This is a genomic window from Haloferula rosea, from assembly GCF_016595525.1.
Taxonomy (GTDB): domain Bacteria; phylum Verrucomicrobiota; class Verrucomicrobiia; order Verrucomicrobiales; family Akkermansiaceae; genus Haloferula; species Haloferula rosea.
The window spans coordinates 288,560-306,737 of the sequence record NZ_JAENII010000002.1; the positions used below are offsets into that span (position 1 = coordinate 288,560).

At 61.4% G+C, this 18,178-nt stretch carries 14 protein-coding genes and 1 tRNA gene; 2 read left to right on the plus strand and 13 right to left on the minus strand.

What is annotated here, in order from left to right; genetic code table 11:
* Positions 1-2: 2 nt before the first annotated feature.
* From JIN81_RS03270 to JIN81_RS03310, 9 genes are all read right to left on the minus strand, one after another.
* Complete coding sequence (locus tag JIN81_RS03270; protein ID WP_234044430.1) at positions 3-1,106, minus strand: alpha/beta hydrolase-fold protein; 1,104 nt, start codon at positions 1,104-1,106, stop codon at positions 3-5.
* Positions 1,103-2,950, minus strand: coding sequence for a sulfatase-like hydrolase/transferase (locus tag JIN81_RS03275; RefSeq protein WP_200276298.1), 1,848 nt, complete (start codon positions 2,948-2,950; stop codon positions 1,103-1,105). The genes JIN81_RS03270 and JIN81_RS03275 overlap by 4 nt, the downstream gene beginning before the upstream one ends.
* 107 nt (positions 2,951-3,057) lie before the next feature.
* Positions 3,058-4,395 carry an ankyrin repeat domain-containing protein gene (locus tag JIN81_RS03280; protein WP_200276302.1) on the minus strand — a complete coding sequence of 446 codons (1,338 nt, stop codon included), beginning with the start codon at positions 4,393-4,395 and terminating at the stop codon, positions 3,058-3,060.
* 38 nt (positions 4,396-4,433) lie between these two features.
* On the minus strand, positions 4,434-5,762 hold the full coding sequence (locus tag JIN81_RS03285) for a DUF1552 domain-containing protein (protein ID WP_200276304.1): 1,329 nt from the start codon (positions 5,760-5,762) through the stop codon (positions 4,434-4,436).
* Positions 5,759-8,092, minus strand: coding sequence for a DUF1592 domain-containing protein (locus tag JIN81_RS03290; RefSeq protein ID WP_200276306.1), 2,334 nt, complete (start codon positions 8,090-8,092; stop codon positions 5,759-5,761). Before JIN81_RS03290 ends, JIN81_RS03285 begins: the two co-directional genes overlap by 4 nt.
* Positions 8,089-8,964 (minus strand): 3-keto-disaccharide hydrolase, encoded by an 876-nt coding sequence (locus JIN81_RS03295; protein ID WP_200276308.1) that lies wholly within the window; start codon positions 8,962-8,964, stop codon positions 8,089-8,091. The genes JIN81_RS03290 and JIN81_RS03295 overlap by 4 nt, the downstream gene beginning before the upstream one ends.
* A 516-nt stretch (positions 8,965-9,480) precedes the next feature.
* A tRNA-Phe gene (locus JIN81_RS03300) sits at positions 9,481-9,556 on the minus strand.
* Between the two features lie 83 nt (positions 9,557-9,639).
* On the minus strand, positions 9,640-10,596 hold the full coding sequence (locus tag JIN81_RS03305) for a M28 family peptidase (protein WP_200276310.1): 957 nt from the start codon (positions 10,594-10,596) through the stop codon (positions 9,640-9,642).
* 20 nt (positions 10,597-10,616) lie between these two features.
* On the minus strand, positions 10,617-11,504 hold the full coding sequence (locus tag JIN81_RS03310) for a ParB/RepB/Spo0J family partition protein (RefSeq protein WP_200276312.1): 888 nt from the start codon (positions 11,502-11,504) through the stop codon (positions 10,617-10,619).
* A gap of 117 nt (positions 11,505-11,621) precedes the next feature.
* Between JIN81_RS03310 and JIN81_RS03315 the strand changes: the two genes are divergently transcribed.
* Both JIN81_RS03315 and JIN81_RS03320 read left to right on the plus strand, forming a co-directional pair.
* Positions 11,622-12,221 (plus strand): hypothetical protein, encoded by a 600-nt coding sequence (locus JIN81_RS03315; protein WP_200276315.1) that lies wholly within the window; start codon positions 11,622-11,624, stop codon positions 12,219-12,221.
* A gap of 30 nt (positions 12,222-12,251) precedes the next feature.
* Positions 12,252-12,809 (plus strand): SET domain-containing protein, encoded by a 558-nt coding sequence (locus JIN81_RS03320; RefSeq protein WP_200276323.1) that lies wholly within the window; start codon positions 12,252-12,254, stop codon positions 12,807-12,809.
* Positions 12,810-12,816: 7 nt separating this feature from the next.
* Here JIN81_RS03320 and JIN81_RS03325 read toward each other — a convergent pair whose 3' ends face one another.
* The 4 genes from JIN81_RS03325 to JIN81_RS03340 all read right to left on the minus strand — a co-directional run bounded on the left by JIN81_RS03325 (position 12,817) and on the right by JIN81_RS03340 (position 18,084).
* Positions 12,817-13,764, minus strand: coding sequence for a DUF6268 family outer membrane beta-barrel protein (locus tag JIN81_RS03325; RefSeq protein ID WP_200276325.1), 948 nt, complete (start codon positions 13,762-13,764; stop codon positions 12,817-12,819).
* A gap of 116 nt (positions 13,765-13,880) precedes the next feature.
* Complete coding sequence (locus JIN81_RS03330) at positions 13,881-14,198, minus strand: hypothetical protein (protein WP_200276327.1); 318 nt, start codon at positions 14,196-14,198, stop codon at positions 13,881-13,883.
* A gap of 7 nt (positions 14,199-14,205) precedes the next feature.
* Positions 14,206-14,820 (minus strand): hypothetical protein, encoded by a 615-nt coding sequence (locus JIN81_RS03335; RefSeq protein ID WP_200276329.1) that lies wholly within the window; start codon positions 14,818-14,820, stop codon positions 14,206-14,208.
* Positions 14,821-14,892: 72 nt separating this feature from the next.
* A complete protein-coding gene (locus JIN81_RS03340) occupies positions 14,893-18,084 on the minus strand; it encodes an efflux RND transporter permease subunit (RefSeq protein ID WP_200276331.1) in 3,192 nt (1,063 codons plus the stop codon).
* Positions 18,085-18,178: the final 94 nt, after the last annotated feature.

The window sequence follows — 18,178 nt, forward strand, 5'->3', positions numbered from 1 at the left end:
TTCTAGCGGAAGAGTTTTGGAACGAAGTCGATCAGGTAGCCGCGCCAAACGGGCCAACTGTGGTCGGCACCCGGGGTGATCTGATAGTTGGATTCGATATTCAGTTGCTTGATTTTGGCATGGAAGGCCTGATTGCGCGCGAAGAGGAAATCCTTGTCGCCGCAGGCGATCCAGAGGAGGCGGAGATGGGTGTTGATGGCGGAGACTTCATCGGACGAGAGATCCGGGATGGATGGGGGCGCGGCGCTGAAGGCCCCGATGTGGGAGAAACTCTCTGAATGGGACAAGGCAAGGGAGAGGGCATGATGTCCGCCCATCGAAAGGCCAGCAAAGGCTCGATGGGTCGAAGACGAATTGACCGGGTAGTGGGACTCCACGAAGGGGATGACATCCTCAAGAAGCTCCCGGGAGAAGGCTTCGGTGTTCTTTGGAGCATAGGCGTTGAATTTCTTGCCGCCCGGATCGATGGCGTGGGCATCGGACATGACGATGATCATGGGAACCGCCCTCTTTTCGTGAATGAGTGCGTCGAGGATCGAGTGGGCCTTGCCGTGCTCTGTCCAGGTTCGTTGATTGTCGCTGTAACCGTGAGCGAGGTAGAGAACCGGGAGTTTTTCATCCGTCATGCCGGAAGGGGTGTAGACAATGAGTTCCCGATGCTGGTCGAGCACCTTGGAGTGATAGACGTGGCGGTGAATCGTGCCGTGAGGGATGTCCCGGATGTCCCAGAGCGCCGGAGGGGTGGAGGCGATATGCAGGATGCTGGTATTCGGCCAGCGCTGCGGCTTGATCTGCGGGTTGCGGGAATCGATGGTGTCCCGGCCGTCGATCTTGAAGCGATACTCATAGACACCGGGCTCGACGGGCGTCGTGGTCGATCCGCTCCAGGTGCCACTGCCGTCCTTCTCGAGCTCAACCGCTGCACCGAACTGGCCATGGACGGCGACACGGTCGGCATGATCCGCGCGGCATCGGAATGTCACCCGGCCATCTTCCATGACTTGCGGCGATACTTGAGCGCCTAACTCGATGGATAGGCAAAGGCCGACGAGGGCAAGGAGAGCGAGGGGCTTGTTTGGGAATGTCATGGCCGTGCTGTGGTTCATGGGGATGTTGCCAGGTAGGTGAGTCGGTCGGCGATCAACGAGCCTGCCGGCTGATTCCTGAAACGCTTGCCGACCGCAGCCTTGGCTTTCGGGAACTGACAAGCATGCGGCCCGTCGTGAAGAGCGGACATGGTATTCAAGATGAGCAGGGCTTCCGGTCCGGTTGATGAATCCTTGAGGATTCCGGTGAGTAGCGGGACGGCCTGTTCCTCCCCGCCCACGGCGAGGAATTCAGCGGCCCTCATCCGGACGAGATTGTTGTCATCCGAGCCAGCCGCGGTCCGCGCGGTTTCGGTGAACTCGGCAGCTTGCTTCCCGAAGCTGCTGCAGGCGGTCCACGCCCAGTAGCGTTTCCACGGGTTCTCGGACTGGAGGGCGATGCGGAGCTTCGGGGCAGCCTCCTCGTAAGGCAGCAGCGAGAGGTCGGCGGTGTCGACGAGTTCGGCGATGTCGCTCTGATGTTCCAGGCCGTAGCTGACGGGGTTCTTCCATGCAGATTCGATCAGGGCCGGCTCTGGATAGAAGCTGAGGTCGGGCAGCCCCTTCACCCATTTCCGGAGGTCGGCACGCATGGTGAGCAGGGTGCTCCTGAATGATGGGTCTGCGGCAAGGTTGACGAGTTCGTGCGGGTCCGAGTCGAGGTCGTAGAGCGCTTCCGCAGCCCGCGGCTGGAAGAACTGGGATTGCCTGGCGTTGAGGTCCCCGGAGCGGAACTGATCCTTCCATTCGCGGTAGAGCATCTGCCGATATCGATAGGCATTGAAGGCGAGGTCCGGATTGAAGGGTTGATAGCTGCGGATGTATTTGAAGTTGCCGCGCCGGATCGAGCGAACGGGGTCGTATTTCTCGTCGAAGCGGTCGGCATAGCCGTAGGTGACATTGCGTGCGTCGAGTTCGCTGCGGGTGACACTGGTCCCGAGGAACGGGCGTCCGTCCATGGGCTCGGGGATCCCGATGCCTGCCAGTGCGAGGACCGTGGGTGCGAAGTCGACGAAACTCACAAAGCCTCTGATCCTTTCGCCCGGTTTGCCGGGAAACAGGTGCTTCCACTTTTCCGGAATAGTGACGACGAGTGGCACGTGGAGCCCGCTTTCGTAGATGTAGCCCTTCGAACGGGGAAGTACGCCACCGTGGTCGCCGTAGTAGAAGATGATGGTGTCTTCGAGAAGTTGGTCCTCCTCCAATCCGGCGAGGAATTTGCCGATCTGCTTGTCGAGTTCACGGTGGCGTCCCAGGTACCATTCGTGGGTGAAGCGGGCGAGGGGGGAGTCGGGCAGGTAGGGCGCGACGCTGGTGCCTTCCTTGGTGAGTTGTTCGCGCTGACTCTGGAAGGTCTTGGCATTGAAGTGGAGTGACCCCTCGTGGGTGACTGTGAAGTTCTCGACATGGAAGAAGGGCTGGTCGGCCTTTCGGTTGCGATAGCTCGCCCGGCGGGAGGATTCATCCCAGACACCTTGGTTCTTGGTGTAGTTGTAGTCTTCCTTGGAGTGATTCGTGCAGTAGTAGCCAGCGCCGCGGAGATAGGTGGGAAAGAGGTCCAATCCCACGGGTGGCGGCACCTTCACGAGGCGACGGTGGAACTGGGTGCCGGTGCGGGGTGCATAGCAGCCCGAGATCAGGGTGCTGCGTGCCACCGAGCAGACCGGTGCATTCGAGAAGGCGTGGTCAAAGGTCAGACCGCGTTTCGCCAGGGATTCGATGTGGGGGAGTTCGGCTCCTTTCGGATCATACAGGCGCAGGAATCGGGCGGCGTTGTCCTCGGACACGAGCCAAACGATATTGGGGCGCTCGGCCGAACGGACGTTGGCCGTCGTGAGGGCGAGCAAAAGCAGTAGGAATTTCATCAAGGGATCGATTGATATCTCAGCGGGCGGAGAGTGTGGGCACGGTGGGCTGCACGCCCCGGGTGGGGTCCGGTTCTTACGTCGGCCGTAGTGCCGGTATTTCGCCTCTATGGACCGGGTGCTGGAGGAGATGGCGGGGGAGTGACGCCATGTGCTTTCATCACCTCCGACAGGGCGTCGATGGTGTAGCCGATGGGCCGGAAGTTTCCGGGGCGAAAGCCCTGCGCGATGAGGAGAGGAGTCCAGCCGCTCTTGTTCTTCCGGTTCCAGTGGGAGATGTCGGCCCCATTTTTGTCCAGAAACCGGATCAGGCCGGGTGAGCTTTTGTAAGCGGCGCAGTGCATGACGGTTTCGCCCCGCTTATCGATCTCGTTGATGTCCGCGCCGAGCTCAAGGAGTAAACTTGCGGCTGCGATGGCGTCGTCCTCACTGGACGGTTCCTCGCCGGGGGCTGGGACGCCCAGGCCGCATGCCGCGAGTAGCGGGCTGCTGCCGTCGGCATTTCCCAAGGTCGGATCCGCCCCCGCTTTCAGAAGCGCTTTCATGAGTGGCAAGTCGCCAGTCCAGCAGGCCATGAAGAAAGGGGTGGCACCCTTGGTCTTGAGATTGCCTCCACCTCCGTTGCCACGGCTTGCCCGGGCGTTTGGGTCGGCTCCGAGTTCAGCCAGCTTCTCCACCAGTTCGAGGCTCATGACATGGCCGGATCCCCGGGGGATCGGGATGCCCTCGGCGCTGTCTCCCCGCACGGTTTTCCTGACCCACGAGATGGCATGGAGCGGGGTGAAGCCGGAGCGGATGTCATTTGGATCCGCTCCACGTTTGACCAGATCCAGCGCAAGCTCGAAGTGCCCGTTCTCGATGGCGAGAAGCAGTGCTGATGTGCCGGGGCGGATGGCCTTGCGATGAGCGTTCTTGGGTTTGCGGGCGTCGTTGATGTCGAGGTCTTCCTCAAGTAGGCGCGCGACCACTTCGTTACGCCCGGCGCGCACGGCGAAGAACAGGGCGTCGAAGCCCGAAGCCAATTGGCGCTTCGGGTCGGCCCCTGCCTTAAGTAGTTGATCGACGACCTCGACGTGCCCTTGGGAAGACGCCCACATGAGCGGTGTCTGGCGCCCGGCGCCCGATTCATTCGGATCGCAGTCGTGTTCGAGCAGTAGCTGGATGCACTCGGTCGATCCAGTCTTCGAGGCGATGATCAACAACGGGTCGCCGGCCGATGGGGATGGTTCGGCACCTTGCTTGAGAAGGAGTCCGGTCATCTCCGAGTCGCCATTGGCACAGGCAACGCCCAATGGAGTCACGCCGTAGCGATTTGGCTTGGAGGGGCTTTCTCCGCTGGCGATGAGGGTTTCAAGCGACTTGCGATCGCCTTTTCGAATCGCCTCCAAGAGGGGGGTTCCCGGAGATGGGAGGACGAGGGCGAGAGACAAGCATGCCAGCTTCATGGAGCGGATGGGAGACACGCAATCGGCGGGGGAAGATGTCAAAGGAAGAGCGCTTCGATAGGGCCCGTGCTGTCACCGAATTTCTCAAGGTCCACGCCGACCTTGTCGAGCAGACTCAAGTGCAGGTTGGCGAGTGGCGTGGGCTCATCATACCGGAGGTGGCGATTGCCTTTCATGCCGCCTGCGGCGCCTCCTGCCACGAGGACCGGGAGGTTGGTGTGATCATGAAGGTTCGGGTTGCCCATGCCGCTGCCATAGAGGATCAGCGAGTGGTCGAGCAGATTGCCTTCTCCCTCCGGGGTGTCGCGGAGCTTCTCAAGGAACTCGGCGAAGAGGGAGACATGGTAGCGGTTGATCCGCGACATCCGCTCGATCTTCTCCGGGTCATTGCCGTGGTGGGAGAGTGGGTGATGGGGATCGGTGACGCCGGTCTCGGGGTAGGTGCGGTTGCTCGTTTCCCGGGCGAGCTGGAAGGTGCTCACGCGGGTGATGTCACCGCGGAACGCCAGCAGCTGGAGGTCGAACATCAGTCGCGCGTGCTCGGCATACTCTGCCGGCACGCCGACGGGGCGCTCCATGTCTCGCGGCGCGTCCTTGGCCGTCGACTCGGCAAGCTGGATCCGCCGCTCGACGTCGCGCACGGCTTCAAGGTATTCGTCCATCTTGGCGCGGTCGCCGGCACCGAGGGTGCGCTTCAGCGAGGCGAGGTCGTCGCGCACGGCGTCGAGGAGTGATGCTCGGCGCTTGAGCGAGTTGATGCGTTCGCGATGGGTTCCGCCTTCTCCGAAGAGACTCTCGAACACGAGGCGGGGATGGGCTTCAGCCGGAAGCGGTGTGGTGGGCGAGGACCAGGAGAGGTTGTTCTGATAGACGCAGGCGTAGCCGTTGTCGCACTGGCCGACGGTTTCCATCAGGTCCATGGCCAACTCGAGGGAGGGGAGTTGGGTGCCCTGACCGATTTGTTTGGCCGCGATCTGATCCGCCGTGACGCCGAGGAAATAGTCGGAGCTCTCGGTGCGCTTCGCCCGCGCTGCGGAGAGGAAGGCGGCATTCGATGTGGCGTGGGTTCCGGGATAGGCCGGTTGAAGCTCGAGATTCGACAGCACGGTCAGCTGTTCCTTCACGCCGGCGAGTGGTTCGAGGATGGGTGAGAGTTGGTTGAGGTCGTCCTTGCTGCGGGGAGTCCATCGTGTGATGTCGGATCCCATCGGGATGAAGACGTAGCCGAGGCGGCGAACCGGATTTGCCGCGGTCAATGTGGACGCCGTGGCGGCCGGAACCATGGCATCGAGGAGCGGGAGGGAGATGGTGGCTCCCATGCCGCGCAGGAAGGTCCGGCGGTCGAGTGATTTGCGGGAAAGGATCATGGGTTTGTCTTTCGCTTGGTGAAGGGATCGCTGGTGACGATTCCGAGTATCAGGGATTGAAGGCGGTATCCGTCGGGTTCGCTGGCGCGGAGGATCGAGCGGATGGTGGGTTGGTCGCTGGCGGTGGTTTTTCGCCCAAGCGAGTAGGTAAGCAGCTTTTCGGTCAGAGCGCGAGCAAAGAGGTAGGGGCGCTGCAGGATGGCTTGTTCGAGTTCGTCGGGGCCGATGAGTTCGGTACCGTCGGGGAGGCCGCCAGTGGCATCGACCGGGATTTCGAGGTCGAAGTCACGCCAGCGCCCGGTCGCATCGTAGTTCTCAAGGGCGAAACCGATCGGGTCCATGAGCTTGTGGCAGGTGGCGCAGGACTTGTCTTCCCGGTGGGCGGCGAGACGCTCCCGCATTGGCAGGGATGCCGAGACCACGGCGTCTTCGAGTGCGGGGATGTCCGGCGGAGGAGGCGGGGTCGGTGTGCCCAGAACGGTTTCGAGCACCCAGTTCCCGCGGATCACCGGTGAGGTGCGGTTGGCGTAGGAGGTGACTGCGAGCACGCTGCCATGTCGGAGCAGGCCCCCTCGTTTCCAGGATGGATCGAGCGAGACGCGTCGGAAGTGGGATCCCACGATGCCGGGGATCCCGTAGTGGGTTGCCAGCCGCTCATTGAGATAGGTGAAATCGGCGGTGATGAAGTCGGAGAGCGGACGATCGGATTGCAGGATCTCGGCGAACAGCAGTTCGCTTTCACGGCGCATGGCTTGACGGAGGTTGTCGTCGAAATCCGGGTAGAGACGGAGGTCGGGACTGAAGGCATTCAGGTTGCGCAGGTGGAGCCACTGCCCGGCGAAGTTGGTGACCAGGGCGTCGGCTCGTGGGTCGGAAAGAAGCCTCCGGGCCTGCACCTGCAAGGTGTCGTGCTGGAGAAGCTCACCGCTTTCAGCCAGAGCGAGCAATTCTTCGTCAGGGATGCTGCTCCAGAGGAAGAAGGAAAGCCGGCTCGCCAGTTCGAAGGCATCGATGGCATGCACCGTGCCGGCCGGTAGATCGGCACGGGCATCTTCGATGCGCAGAAGGAACTTCGGGCTGACGAGGATTGCGCTCAGGCCTGCCTCAATCCCTTCCTCGAACGAGCCTTCGTCACTACGGCACCTATCGTAGAAAGCCATGGCTCCGGCGATATCGTCGTCCGTGATGGGCCGCCGGAAGGCTGCCCTTGCCAAGCGGGCGAGGATCTCCCGGGCGTCACTCCTGTTTTCCCCGGGTACCCCCGAGTCGAGATTGAAGATCCTGCGACGGCTCGGGGTGTCCTTGGCGGCATCTTCAGCAGGTGAGAAGGGACCTGTGATTGAAACCTGATAGACCGCGGGGGAACGCCGGGGATGCCGGTGCATGTTGAAGTTGGCATCGTAGGGTTCTCGCTTGTTTTCCTCGAGCGTGTCGGGTTTGGCGATGAAGGTGACTCCCAGCTTCGAGGGTCCGGCGGGAAACGGACGGCGGAGGGTCAGGTGGGCATCGACCTTGGAGCTGTCCCGGTTCTTCGGTCTGCGGATGGTGAATTGCTGCAGGGACTCATCGTCGAGCAAGAGTTCGAGGACGTGCTCGCCTGACAGTCCTTCGACTTCTTCGTTGCGATCGCGCATGAGGCGCACCTGGATTTCGTATTCTCCGGCGACGGGGAAGGTGTGCGGGATCAGGGCACCGCCACGGGTTCCCAATGGCAGTCCTTCGACGTGGTCTTCCTGACTTAGATCGGGGGCAAGCCGGATCACGCGGCCCGCGGGGGTTTCCGGAGGGATGCCCACGGCAAGGCGGCTGATCTTCTGCGCGGCGCGGATGTAGCGGTCGATCAGTGTGGGGGAGAGCGAGCCGAGGGTGATGTTGTCGAAGCCGCCGCTCGACTCGTCCTTGGGCAGGAGTTCGGCGACCTCAACATCGAGAGCGAGGAGGTCGCGAATCGCATTCTGGTATTCGAATCGGGTCAGGCGGCGGATGGTGTCGGTCCGCCCTGGATCAGGTGACAGCGCGGCGAGGTGATCCAGATGGGTTTCCAGAATGGAGACGGCCGTCTGGTAGCCTGCTTCACCGGGGCGGTAGTCTTCGTCCGCCGGTGGCATTTGCCGCGACTGGAGTCTCAGCAGAACCTTTTCCCAGATCTCGGGGTGCTGAGTTGGATCGGCGTCGAGGATCCCATCGAGGTCGAGATCTCCACGCGAGATGCCTCCATCGTGGCAGTCGATGCAGTAGTCTTCGACGAGGTCGCGGATGTCGACCGGGAGTTCCGCCGCGTCGGGCGTGCTGGCGAAAGCCAGGGTCAGGCTGGAGAGAAGAAGTTTCAATGGTCGGACCCGGTGGGAGCCTCAGGAGTCTGGACCCACTCGGCCAGGTGCTCAGGGAATTCAGTGATGGGGCGAATCCGAATTCCGCGGAAGAAGATCTCGGCGGCTTCGGATTGGAGTTGGATGTGTCCTTCCGTCAGTGGTTCGAACTTCCCCTTTTCCTTGGTCGGCTGGCGGGCGTTGAAGAGCACCATGTTCGGGGTGCCGTTGACGGTGAAGACGACCTTGTCTCCGACGGCGAACACTTCCATGGTGTTCCATTCGCCGTGGCGAGCCTCTTTGCTTGGGCCGTGGTTGGTGTAGCCTGCTTCCTTCTTCAGTGGTGCCTTGGGGTCATAGTCCCAGCGGTCACCCTTCTCCGGCTTTCGTGAGGGAATGTCGGCGCGTGCACCAGCGAGTGGGATGAAGTCTCCGCAATCGGTTTCCTGAATCTGGCACTCAAGCGAACGCATCCAGACATCCCAGAAGCGTCCGTGAGGGGGCTGAGCGTGAATGAGCATTCCGGAGTCGCGCAGGTCTTCGAGACGGGGTTCCCACTTTTTCTCGCCCCATTTGAATTGCCACTCCAGGTGGTAGTTGCCGAAGCGCTCCTTGGTGGAAAGCCCGGCATACATCTGGCCGCTGATGTGGAGAACGGGCTCTCCGTCTTGCTCGATCATCTTGAAGACGCCCAGCGGGTCCTTGTTGAGACCCACGGGGGTTCCTTTCCGGCAGTCCTTGCTGTTCGATTTCGGAACCCCGGGAATGTCCAGCGTGCGGTGGGGCACTCCCATGAAGATCTCCCAGCGTGAGAGGTCTTTGTCCAGAAGGGGCGTCCACGTATCGGCGGCGGCGGGAAGGCACAGGCAAAGGCTGAGGAGAGCGCGAATCATTTCATCTGGAACGGGGATGAGATTCTGAATCTTCCACAGCGGCACAGGTAACCCGGTTGAATTGTGTCAGCATGTCGCTGAACTCGCCCCGCATTGCCGACACGTGTCGGCGGCTGTCGAAGGGGAGAGGGTGCCAGAGGTGGCGGAGTTTGAGGGAAGAGTGGTGGCTCGAGACGGGATCGAATTGTGGGCTCCGCCCACCATGCCGGTTGGTTGGCTGTCGCCAAGGGTGAGGATGCGCTCGTTTCAGCTGCGCTGAACTCGCCCCGCATTGCCGACACGTGTCGGCGGCTGTCGAAGGGGAGGGGGTGCCAGAGGTGGCGGAGTTTGAGGGAGGAGTGGTGGCTCGAGACGGGATCGAATTGTGGGCTCCGCCCACCATGCCGGTTGGTTGGCTGTCGCCAAGGGGGAGGATGCGCTCGTTCAGCTGCGCTGAACTCGCCCCGCATTGCCGACACGTGTCGGCGGCTGTCGAAGGGGAGGGGGTGCCAGAGGTGGCGGAGTTTGAGGGGGGGGTGGTGGCTCGAGACGGGATCGAACCGCCGACACGCGGATTTTCAATCCGCTGCTCTACCAACTGAGCTATCGAGCCTGATTGCCCTCAGGAAGGTGCGCGGGTTGTAGGGGGGAGGGGCTGGGTTTGACAACCGAAAAATGGAGCTTTTTCAAGGAATGTTAAGGAGCTGCCACGGACGGTTGGAGATTTGGCTCGGCGAGGAGCTGGAGGGTGAGTTTGCCGACCTTGCCGAGCATCTCGGGAGTGATCTTGTCGAGGGTGTCTCCTGCTTGATGCCAGTAGCCCATGGATTGGAAATCGCCGATCAGGTGGAAGCAGGGCAACCCGGTTGCCATGAGCGGTACATGGTCGTCGATGATGCTGCCGGGTGCCATGGTTAGAGAGGATTTGAATCCGAGATCCGGAGCCATCTTTTCGACGGCGGATACGATCTCGGCGGGGGCTTCCGGATTGTAGTAGAGGGGGAAGTCCGGGTCGCCCACAATATCGAGGACGATTCCCAACGACGGCCAGCTCGGGCGGCGGGAGAGTTCGTGGGCAAAGTACTTGCTGCCGTAGAGTCCGTCGGTGGCGGTGATGTTCGGGCGGAATGCTTCCTCTCCGTCGAAGAAGAGCAGTTCGATCTGAGCGGCGGATGCGGGATCGGAGTCGAGGACCCGCGCGAACTCCAGAAGGATGCCGGTGGATGAACCGGCGTCGTTGGCTCCGACGAATTCGAACGGCAGCTTCTTGGTGTCAATGTGCCCACCGATGATGACGGGGAGCGACTCGGGGAAGGCTGGAGCGGATTGGTGCCGCGCGATCAGGTTGGTGAAATCGACCGGGCCGTCAGGTGTGGCGGCTCGAAAGCTCTGTCGGCGGGTGGTCCATCCGGCGTCGGCAAGTTGCTTTTCGAGGTAATCGAGTTGTTTGGCGAAGCCTTCGCTGGCGGGGGGGCGTGGTCCGAACCCGACGAGGGTTTCGACGTGGGCAAAAGCGCGCTGACCGTCGAACTCTGCGGCAAGCCCGGGATCGATGGGCTTCAGGGGAAGGCGTGGGATCTCGCCGGAGGATTCGTCCTTGCTACAGGCCGTGAAGAGGACCGCCGCTGCCGCGAGTATTGGGAACCATCGCATGAGTCTGAAGCGAAGGATGCTCAGTCGACGCTCACGCCCAGCAAGTCGAGGATCCGCTGGAGATCATCGTTGCCGTAGTATTCCATTTCGATCCGGCCTTTCTTGGTTCCGTGGTGGATCTGGACGTGGGTGGCGAAGTGGTCGCGAAGAAGGCTCTGGAGAGAGCGGATGTGGGCATCGGCCTCGGATTTGGTTTCGGCACCTGCCTTGTTCGATTTGGCGGGGTTGGCGATTTCATGGGCAAGCCGCTCGGCGGCCCGCACGGTCATCGACTTCTTGAGGATCTGATCGCTGGCGAGCAATTGGCTGTCCTTGTCCTTGATCGAGAGGATGGCCTTGGCATGGCCGACGCTGAGGCGTCCCTGGGCGACGAGCACCTGAACATCGTTGTGCAACTCAAGGAGCCGCATGGCATTGGCCACACTGGCGCGGGACTTGCCGACGCGACCGGCGATCTCCTCCTGTTTCATGGAGAATTCCTTGGAAAGGCGGACGTAGCCGGCGGCTTCTTCGATCGGGTTGAGGTCTTCGCGCTGAAGGTTCTCGATCAGGGCCATCTCGAGCACATCGCGATCGGAGGCTTCCCGCTCGATGACCGGCACGGTGGTGAGGCCGAGCTTCTTCGATGCGCGCCAGCGGCGCTCACCGGCGATCAGCTCGAACTTGCCATCGACCTTGCGGACGATGAGCGGTTGGATGATTCCGTGCTGACGGATGGATTCGACGAGCTCGTCCAGCGGGCTCTCGATGAAATGGGTTCGTGGCTGCAACGGGCTGGGGACGACCTGATCGATCGGTGTCTCACGAGCGTGTCCGCTGCCACCCTCGGGACCTGCTGCTTCGGAGTCTCCGCCGCCTTGTTTGCGGATCAATGCACCGAGTCCTTTACCGAGAGCCTGTTTTGCCATGGGGGAGAGAAGCTGGCAAACATGGGGATGAAATGCCAAGCGCATTTGCTTGGAAAAGGATGATTCTCGTCCGGTGCAGCACTTGACGTTGAAATCAAGCGGGGTCATCCATGGGCCATGACATTTCTCAAATGGTGTTTCTTCGGGTTCTCGTTGTTGGTGCCCTTGGGTGCCAGTGGTTCCACAGTGGCGCCTCCGGCCGTGGTGAATTCCGCGGTGCAGGCGGTGGAGGACTTGGGAAAGAAGGTGGTGCTCGGCGAGCACAAGGTGGCGATCGAGAAGATGTATCCCCAGTGGAAGCAGCGGATGGCCAAGCGGGAGGGAGGGCTCGAGAAGCTGGAGAAGGATTTGGAAGGGATTGGAGCCATGATGGCCCGAAATGGTCTCAGCATCATTTCGTTCAAGACCTTGGGTGCACCGAAGGCCCACGAAGTCTGGCCGGGTGAGGGCTCAACCGAATTGAAGCCGATCTACACGAAGTGGCTGCTGATGATTCCGACCGTGATCCAGCTCCGCGTGATGGATACGACCGGCAACCAGCCGAAGGCCCGGGTGATCAACAGCTACGGCTTCCAGGTCGCGATCGCGGACAAGGACAAACTGGACTGGACCTTCATCAATGGGTCCGACGTCAAGGTCTCGGACCTTCGTGGCATGTTCACGAGCCTTCCGGCCAACCTCGAGCTGCCGCCGGTGCGGCGGGAAGAGGTGAAGTGAGTCATCAATATCCAGCACGACCGATCGATCATGGGTAAGAAATCGAAGAAACTGATCAAGGAAGCCAAGCTGCGCCGGAAGCTCACTGAGCTGTGGGAGCGCGGTCAGAGTGAGCTGTGTGAGATCCGCGGTTCCGTGATTCACGGGCAGGGGGTCTATGCCACGCAGGACATCAAGGCTGAGACGCAGATCATCGAGTACATCGGCGAGCTCATCGACAAGGACGAGAGCGAGAACCGGGCGTGGGCCCAGCATGAGCATGCTGAAAAGACCGGTGATGCCGCGGTCTATATCTTCACCCTCGACAAGAAGTGGGACATCGATGGGAATGTGCCGTGGAATACGGCCCGGCTCATCAACCACTCCTGCGATCCGAACTGCGAGGCTTGGATCGTCGGCAAGCGGATCTTCATTTACGCCCTGAGGGACATCAAGGCCGGCGAGGAGCTGAGCTTCGACTACGGCTTCGACATCGAGTGCTATGAAGATCACCCGTGCCGCTGTGGCAGTGGCGAGTGCATCGGCTACATCGTGAGCCGCGAGCAGTGGGCTGAACTGAAGGACCGCCTCGCCGCGACGGCGGAGTAGCGGGCGGCTACCAGCGGTTGAGCGTGAGACCGAGTGAGAAGAAGGGCGCGCTGTCCGCTTCGCCGTAGGCGAACGGAAACAGGTCGCGGCCCCCCGGTGAGTTCACCTTGAGTTCATTGCCAACGGTGTAGCCCACGCCGACTTCTCCCCAGAAATTCCCGTAGATGCGCTGTTTGTAGAACAGGCCGAAGCGGAATGAGCTGAGGTTGACCCGCAGGGAATCCTGGGAGGCGATCGGGCTGTCGACATTCCAGTTGCCGCCATTCCAGCCAGCTTCGAAACCGAAGCGGATGTCGGAGCCGAACTCCTTGCGGACGATGAAGCGCGGGCCGTAGTAGGAGATCAGCCAATCTTCTGTCGGCATCCAGACGAATACCGGAGCAGGCACGATGAAGGGGTCATTGGTGATGTCGCTCGCATAGACACCGAATCCGAGAGCGAACTTCTCATTGAACTGGTATCCGGAGCCGATGGCGGCGGAGAGGAAGAAGTCGCGGGAGTCAACGTTGCCGAGGTCCGAGCGGAGACCAAAACTGTTGTAGAAGCCGTGGAACCACTTCGAGCCGCTTCGGTTGTAGAGCAGGAAGTTCGGCAGGGTGATTTCGTGCAGGGACTCGTCGAAGCCGGGCACTGGAGTCAGTGGGCTGACGTCGAGTGAACTGTAGGTGTAGTTCAGCATTGGCACCCACGTGAGGCTGCTGCCCTTGCCACCGGCGACTCCGAGGATCGCGTAGGTATTCAGGGTGGTGAAATCCATTTCACCCCGAGTCAGTTCGTTGAAGCTCATGCCCGGGGTGTGGGTGCCGCGCAGGGTCAGCACATCAATGAACGGGGTGATGTCCATGGATCCACCGATCTCAACATCCTCGAGCTCGATATCAGCAGATGGAGTGATCTCGGAAAAGACCGGCTGGATGGCTGCGGCAAGCAGCCAGGCTGCGAAGAGAGATTTCATAGGTGTGTGGTGCCTTGTGGGCTTGGGGGCATGCTCTCGCGCAGTGCCGAGAATGCAAGAACGAGAATGGGGTATCCGTGAATCAGGTCCGAGACCGCTGCCGGGCCCAAGATGTGCTACTGCCCGGCGAGCTTCACGATCCACGAGATCATCGCGGCGGTGGCGAGCAGGAGCAGCAGGAGTAGAAACAGGCTGCGTCCCTGCGTCCTTCGCTCGTTCCTCACCTGACCCCGGGTCGCTTGATCCTCGAAGCGTTTCTGGCGCTCTCGTTCGGCCAGGTCGTCCGGAGCGGGAATGGTGGCTTCCTTTTCTCGCATCTCGAGCTCCAATTGCTCGGGAACGGCGGCTGCCGCGGCAATCTTCTCGTCGAGTTCCTGCTGGGCCTTGAGAATCTCATCGAGCCCGGGCTCGTCTGCGCTGCTGGACCGGGGCATGGTGAGACTACTTCAGGATGTAAACGAGCAGGGCGATCGAGCCGAGCGAGATGATTGGCAGGTTGAATGCCAGTCCTCGTGTGAGCTGCTGGGTAAACTCGCTCTTCGGTCCCTTCGCGCGACGGACACCTGAGAAGATCGAGGCGCTACGGGTCCGGGAGAAGTGTTCGGCTGCCTGGCTGTACTCGTCCTCGGCGTGCTCGACGATGGCCAGGGCGCGATCGAGTTGGTCGGGGAGTTGCTCACGCGACCATCCCTCGGGATTGAGTTTTTCGATCTTGGAAAGGTGGCCGGCGAAACACGTGCGGCACTGCTCGAGATCTTCGATCTCCTGGCGCATTTCGAAGATCTCCCGCTCGATCAGGGTGGTCGAGGACGAGAGGCGCTCCGTCATTTCCACCTGGGATGAGATCAGGCCCCGCTTGCGGTGATTGAGCTGCTCGGTCTCCTGCTTCAGGCGCTCAAGCTCTTCGCGCTGCGCTTGCAGTTGCTCGAGCTGGGTTTGCGCGACGAGCAGTTGCCCGTCGACGTCGTCGCGCGGGGTGCCCGTTCTGTCGGGATCCATCTCAAGCTGAGTATTGCGGATACGAATGTGGTGGGTGTGCTCGGTGGCGGGTGGCATGCCTGTGGGAAGGGTAGGCGGGACAGTGTGGAGCTTTTAGTGAATCGTCCCGCTTCAGGCCAGCGAAATGTTTCAGTTTTCCTGACGAATTTGGCCCGTCACGGGCGCGCTTTGCTCACCACTGAAGGGTCTGAAAAACCAGCGCTTGGCTCGTTTTGCGAGGCCGATGATGTCCTCGGTCACCAGATAGCCGGAGGGGATCAGATAGAGGGTGATGAAGGTGGCAAACAGGATGCCGAAACCGAGCGACACCGCCATGGGAATGAGGAACTGGGCTTGCAGCGAGCGATCCAGCATCAGGGGCAGGAGCCCGACGAAGGTGGTGAGAGAAGTGAGCAGGATCGGGCGGAATCGTCGGGTTCCGGAGTGGATCACGGCGTCCATGCTGGTTTCTCCTCTGCGCCGCGCTTGGTTGGCGAAATCCACCATCACGAGGGAGTCATTCACGACCACGCCGGCGAGGGCGAGCATGCCGAAGATGGAGAGGAAGGACGGGGTGAGGTCGAGAATCAGGTGGCCGGCTAACGCGCCGATGATCCCGAATGGGACGGCCATCAGGACGACGAAGGGCTGGGTGAGGGATCGGAACGGGATGGCAAGGAGGGCGTAGAGGGCGAGGAACAGGGCGCCGCCCGTGAACCAGATGCGGTTTCCGGTTTCCTCGTGCTCGCGTACGTATCCGTCGAATCGCCATGAGTAGTCCGGGTATTCATTCAAGATCGCGTCGATACGGGGTCGGATCGATTTGGCGATGTTGATGACGTTGACGGTTTCGTCCACGGGACGGGCGGCGACGGTGGTCACCTGGGCGCCGTCGATGCGGTCGATGTCCGCACGGGCGGGTTCCATGGTGACATTGGCGACACTGCGCAGTGGTGCCTGGCCGCCATCGGGAGTGCGGATGCGCAGGAGTTCCAGGGTGTGAAGGGATTGTCGCTGCTCGAGGGGCAGCCGGATCATGACGCGGATGTCGTCGCGCCCGCGCTGCACCCGCTGGGCCTGTTCGCCGAAGAAGGCACTGCGGACCTGCCGTCCGAGTTCCCGCTGGGTCAGGCCGAGGAGTTCGCCTTCCGGTTTTAGGCTCAGGTGGACCTCCTTCTGGGTGCGTCCGGTGTTGCTCCAGGCACTGGAGATGCCTTCGTAGGATTCGAGTTCTTCGACGATCTTGTCGCTGAGCTGCTCCTTGAGTTCGTTCGTCGGGCCACGGACTTCGATTTCGATGGATTCGATGTCGTTGTCGCCGCCGAAGCCACGACCCTGATCGCCCGAAATCCAGAAGGACTGGGCATCGGGGATTTCGCCGACGAGTTGCTTCCAGCGCTTCGCGATGTCGCTGTTCTTCGGGCCGGGCTCGGTGCGCAGGCCGGGGTCGACAATGGAGACGACGACGAATCCTTCGCGTGGATTGGCATGGGGTCGACCGGACCAACCTCCGGTGCTGGTCAGGATGTCCTCGATGTAGGACTTGCCGGTGCCGGGATCGACGAACTCCTGCTTGAGTTGATCGAGGTGGGATTCGATCTGGAGCACCTTCTGGTGGGTGACCTCCAGAGGGGTGTCGCGAGGCATGCGGACCGAGGCGACGATCCGATTGCGGTCGATGGATGGCATGTTGACGAAGCCGAGTCGACCGCTGGCAACCAGACCGAAGCACCCCATGGCAAGGGCAGCGAACACGGCGAGTGTGGTGTAGCGATGGGCGGTGGCAACCGCCAGTGAGGGACGGTAGAAGCGGTGGACGAAGGTTTCGAGGCTGTCGGCGATGGTTTTCTGAAACCGGGCGAATCGATTGAGTCCCTTCCGCTTGACCTTGATGTGCCTGAGGTGGCTGGGCAGCACGAGCTTGGTCTCGATGAGCGAGAAGATCAGCACGGCAGCCACTACGGGTGGGATCTGTTTCGTGTAGTTCCCGTAGAATCCCTCGAAGGTCATCAACGGGATGAATGCGACGATGGTGGTGAGAGCGCCGAAGGTGACGGGCACGGCCACTTCTTTGGCTCCGTCCACGGCGGCATCGAGGGGAGGGACTCCGTCGCGCAGTTTGGTGTAGACGTGTTCGGAGGTCACGATGGCATCGTCGACGACGAGCCCGATGACGATGATGAACCCGAAGATGCTCATCGTGTTCAGCGTCAGCCCCATGTTTGGCAATAGAGCGAGTCCACCTGCAAAGGCGACGGGGATGCCAAGAACGACCCAGAAGGCGAGCGATGGGCGGAGGAACAGACCGAGGACGATGATGACGAGCACGCCGCCCTGGAGCATGCTCTCGAGCAGGGTGCCGAGGCGGCCGCGGAGTTCCACCGAGCTATCGTCCCAGGTGTAGAGTTCGATGCCTTCCGGGAATCGTTCGCGCTGGGTGGCGACGTAGGCCTTCACCTTGTCGGCGATGTCGAGGGCGTTCTCCTCGTTCAGCCGCAGGGCTTCGATGAGGAGGGATGGCTTGCCGTTGAAGCGGATCAGTTTGCGGTTTTCCTCGTAGCCGTCGCTGATCTTCGCGACGTCGATGAGCCGGACATCCGCACCCTCGCGGTTCTTGATGACGATGTTGGCGAAGTCGTCTTGCGAGTAGGCCTGCCCCTTCGAGCGGATCACCATGCTGCCTTCGTCGGTCTGGATACGCCCGGCCGGCATGTCGATGGACGAGCGGCGAACGGCATCGGCCAGGTCCGTGAAGCTCATGCCGTAGTCGCGGAGACGCGGGAGGTCGGGCTCGATGCTGATTTCCTGACGGGTTTCGCCCTGGATCATGGACTGGGAAATGCCAGACATTTCCTGAAGGTCATCGCGGATTCGTCGGGCGGCCCGGACGAGATCGGGTTCCTCCATGTCGCCGGTGACGGCGATCTTGATGACGTCGAACCATTTCGAGCTGTCTGGAACGTAGACCCGTGGCGGCTCGGTCTCGGCCGGGAAGGTGGAGATGCGGTCAACGCGTTGGCGGACCTCTTCGAGCAGTTCGCGGGGATCGACGGAATCCTTGGCGTTGATCTCGATCTCGCCCGAGCCGGCGCGCGCTTCGGATTCGATGGATTTCACACCGGGAAGTCCCTCGAGTGCCAGCTCGACGGGGATTACCACGGCGCGTTCGACATCCTCCGGGCTTCCGCCACGGTATTCCACGTTGACCCTGACCTGGTTGAATTGGATCGAGGGCTGAACCTCGAGGGGGACGCGGGTCATGTACGACCAAATGCCAACCAGCACGATGCCGAGCATGAGGAAGTTGGCAGCAATCGAGTTGCGCGCAAACCAGCGAATCATGGCGGTGGATACGCATGCTTGGGCCGCGAGTCTAGCGGGAGAATGGTGTCATTTACGGATTTCTTCGGGAAAGGTGCTTGTGATGGGGTGATCG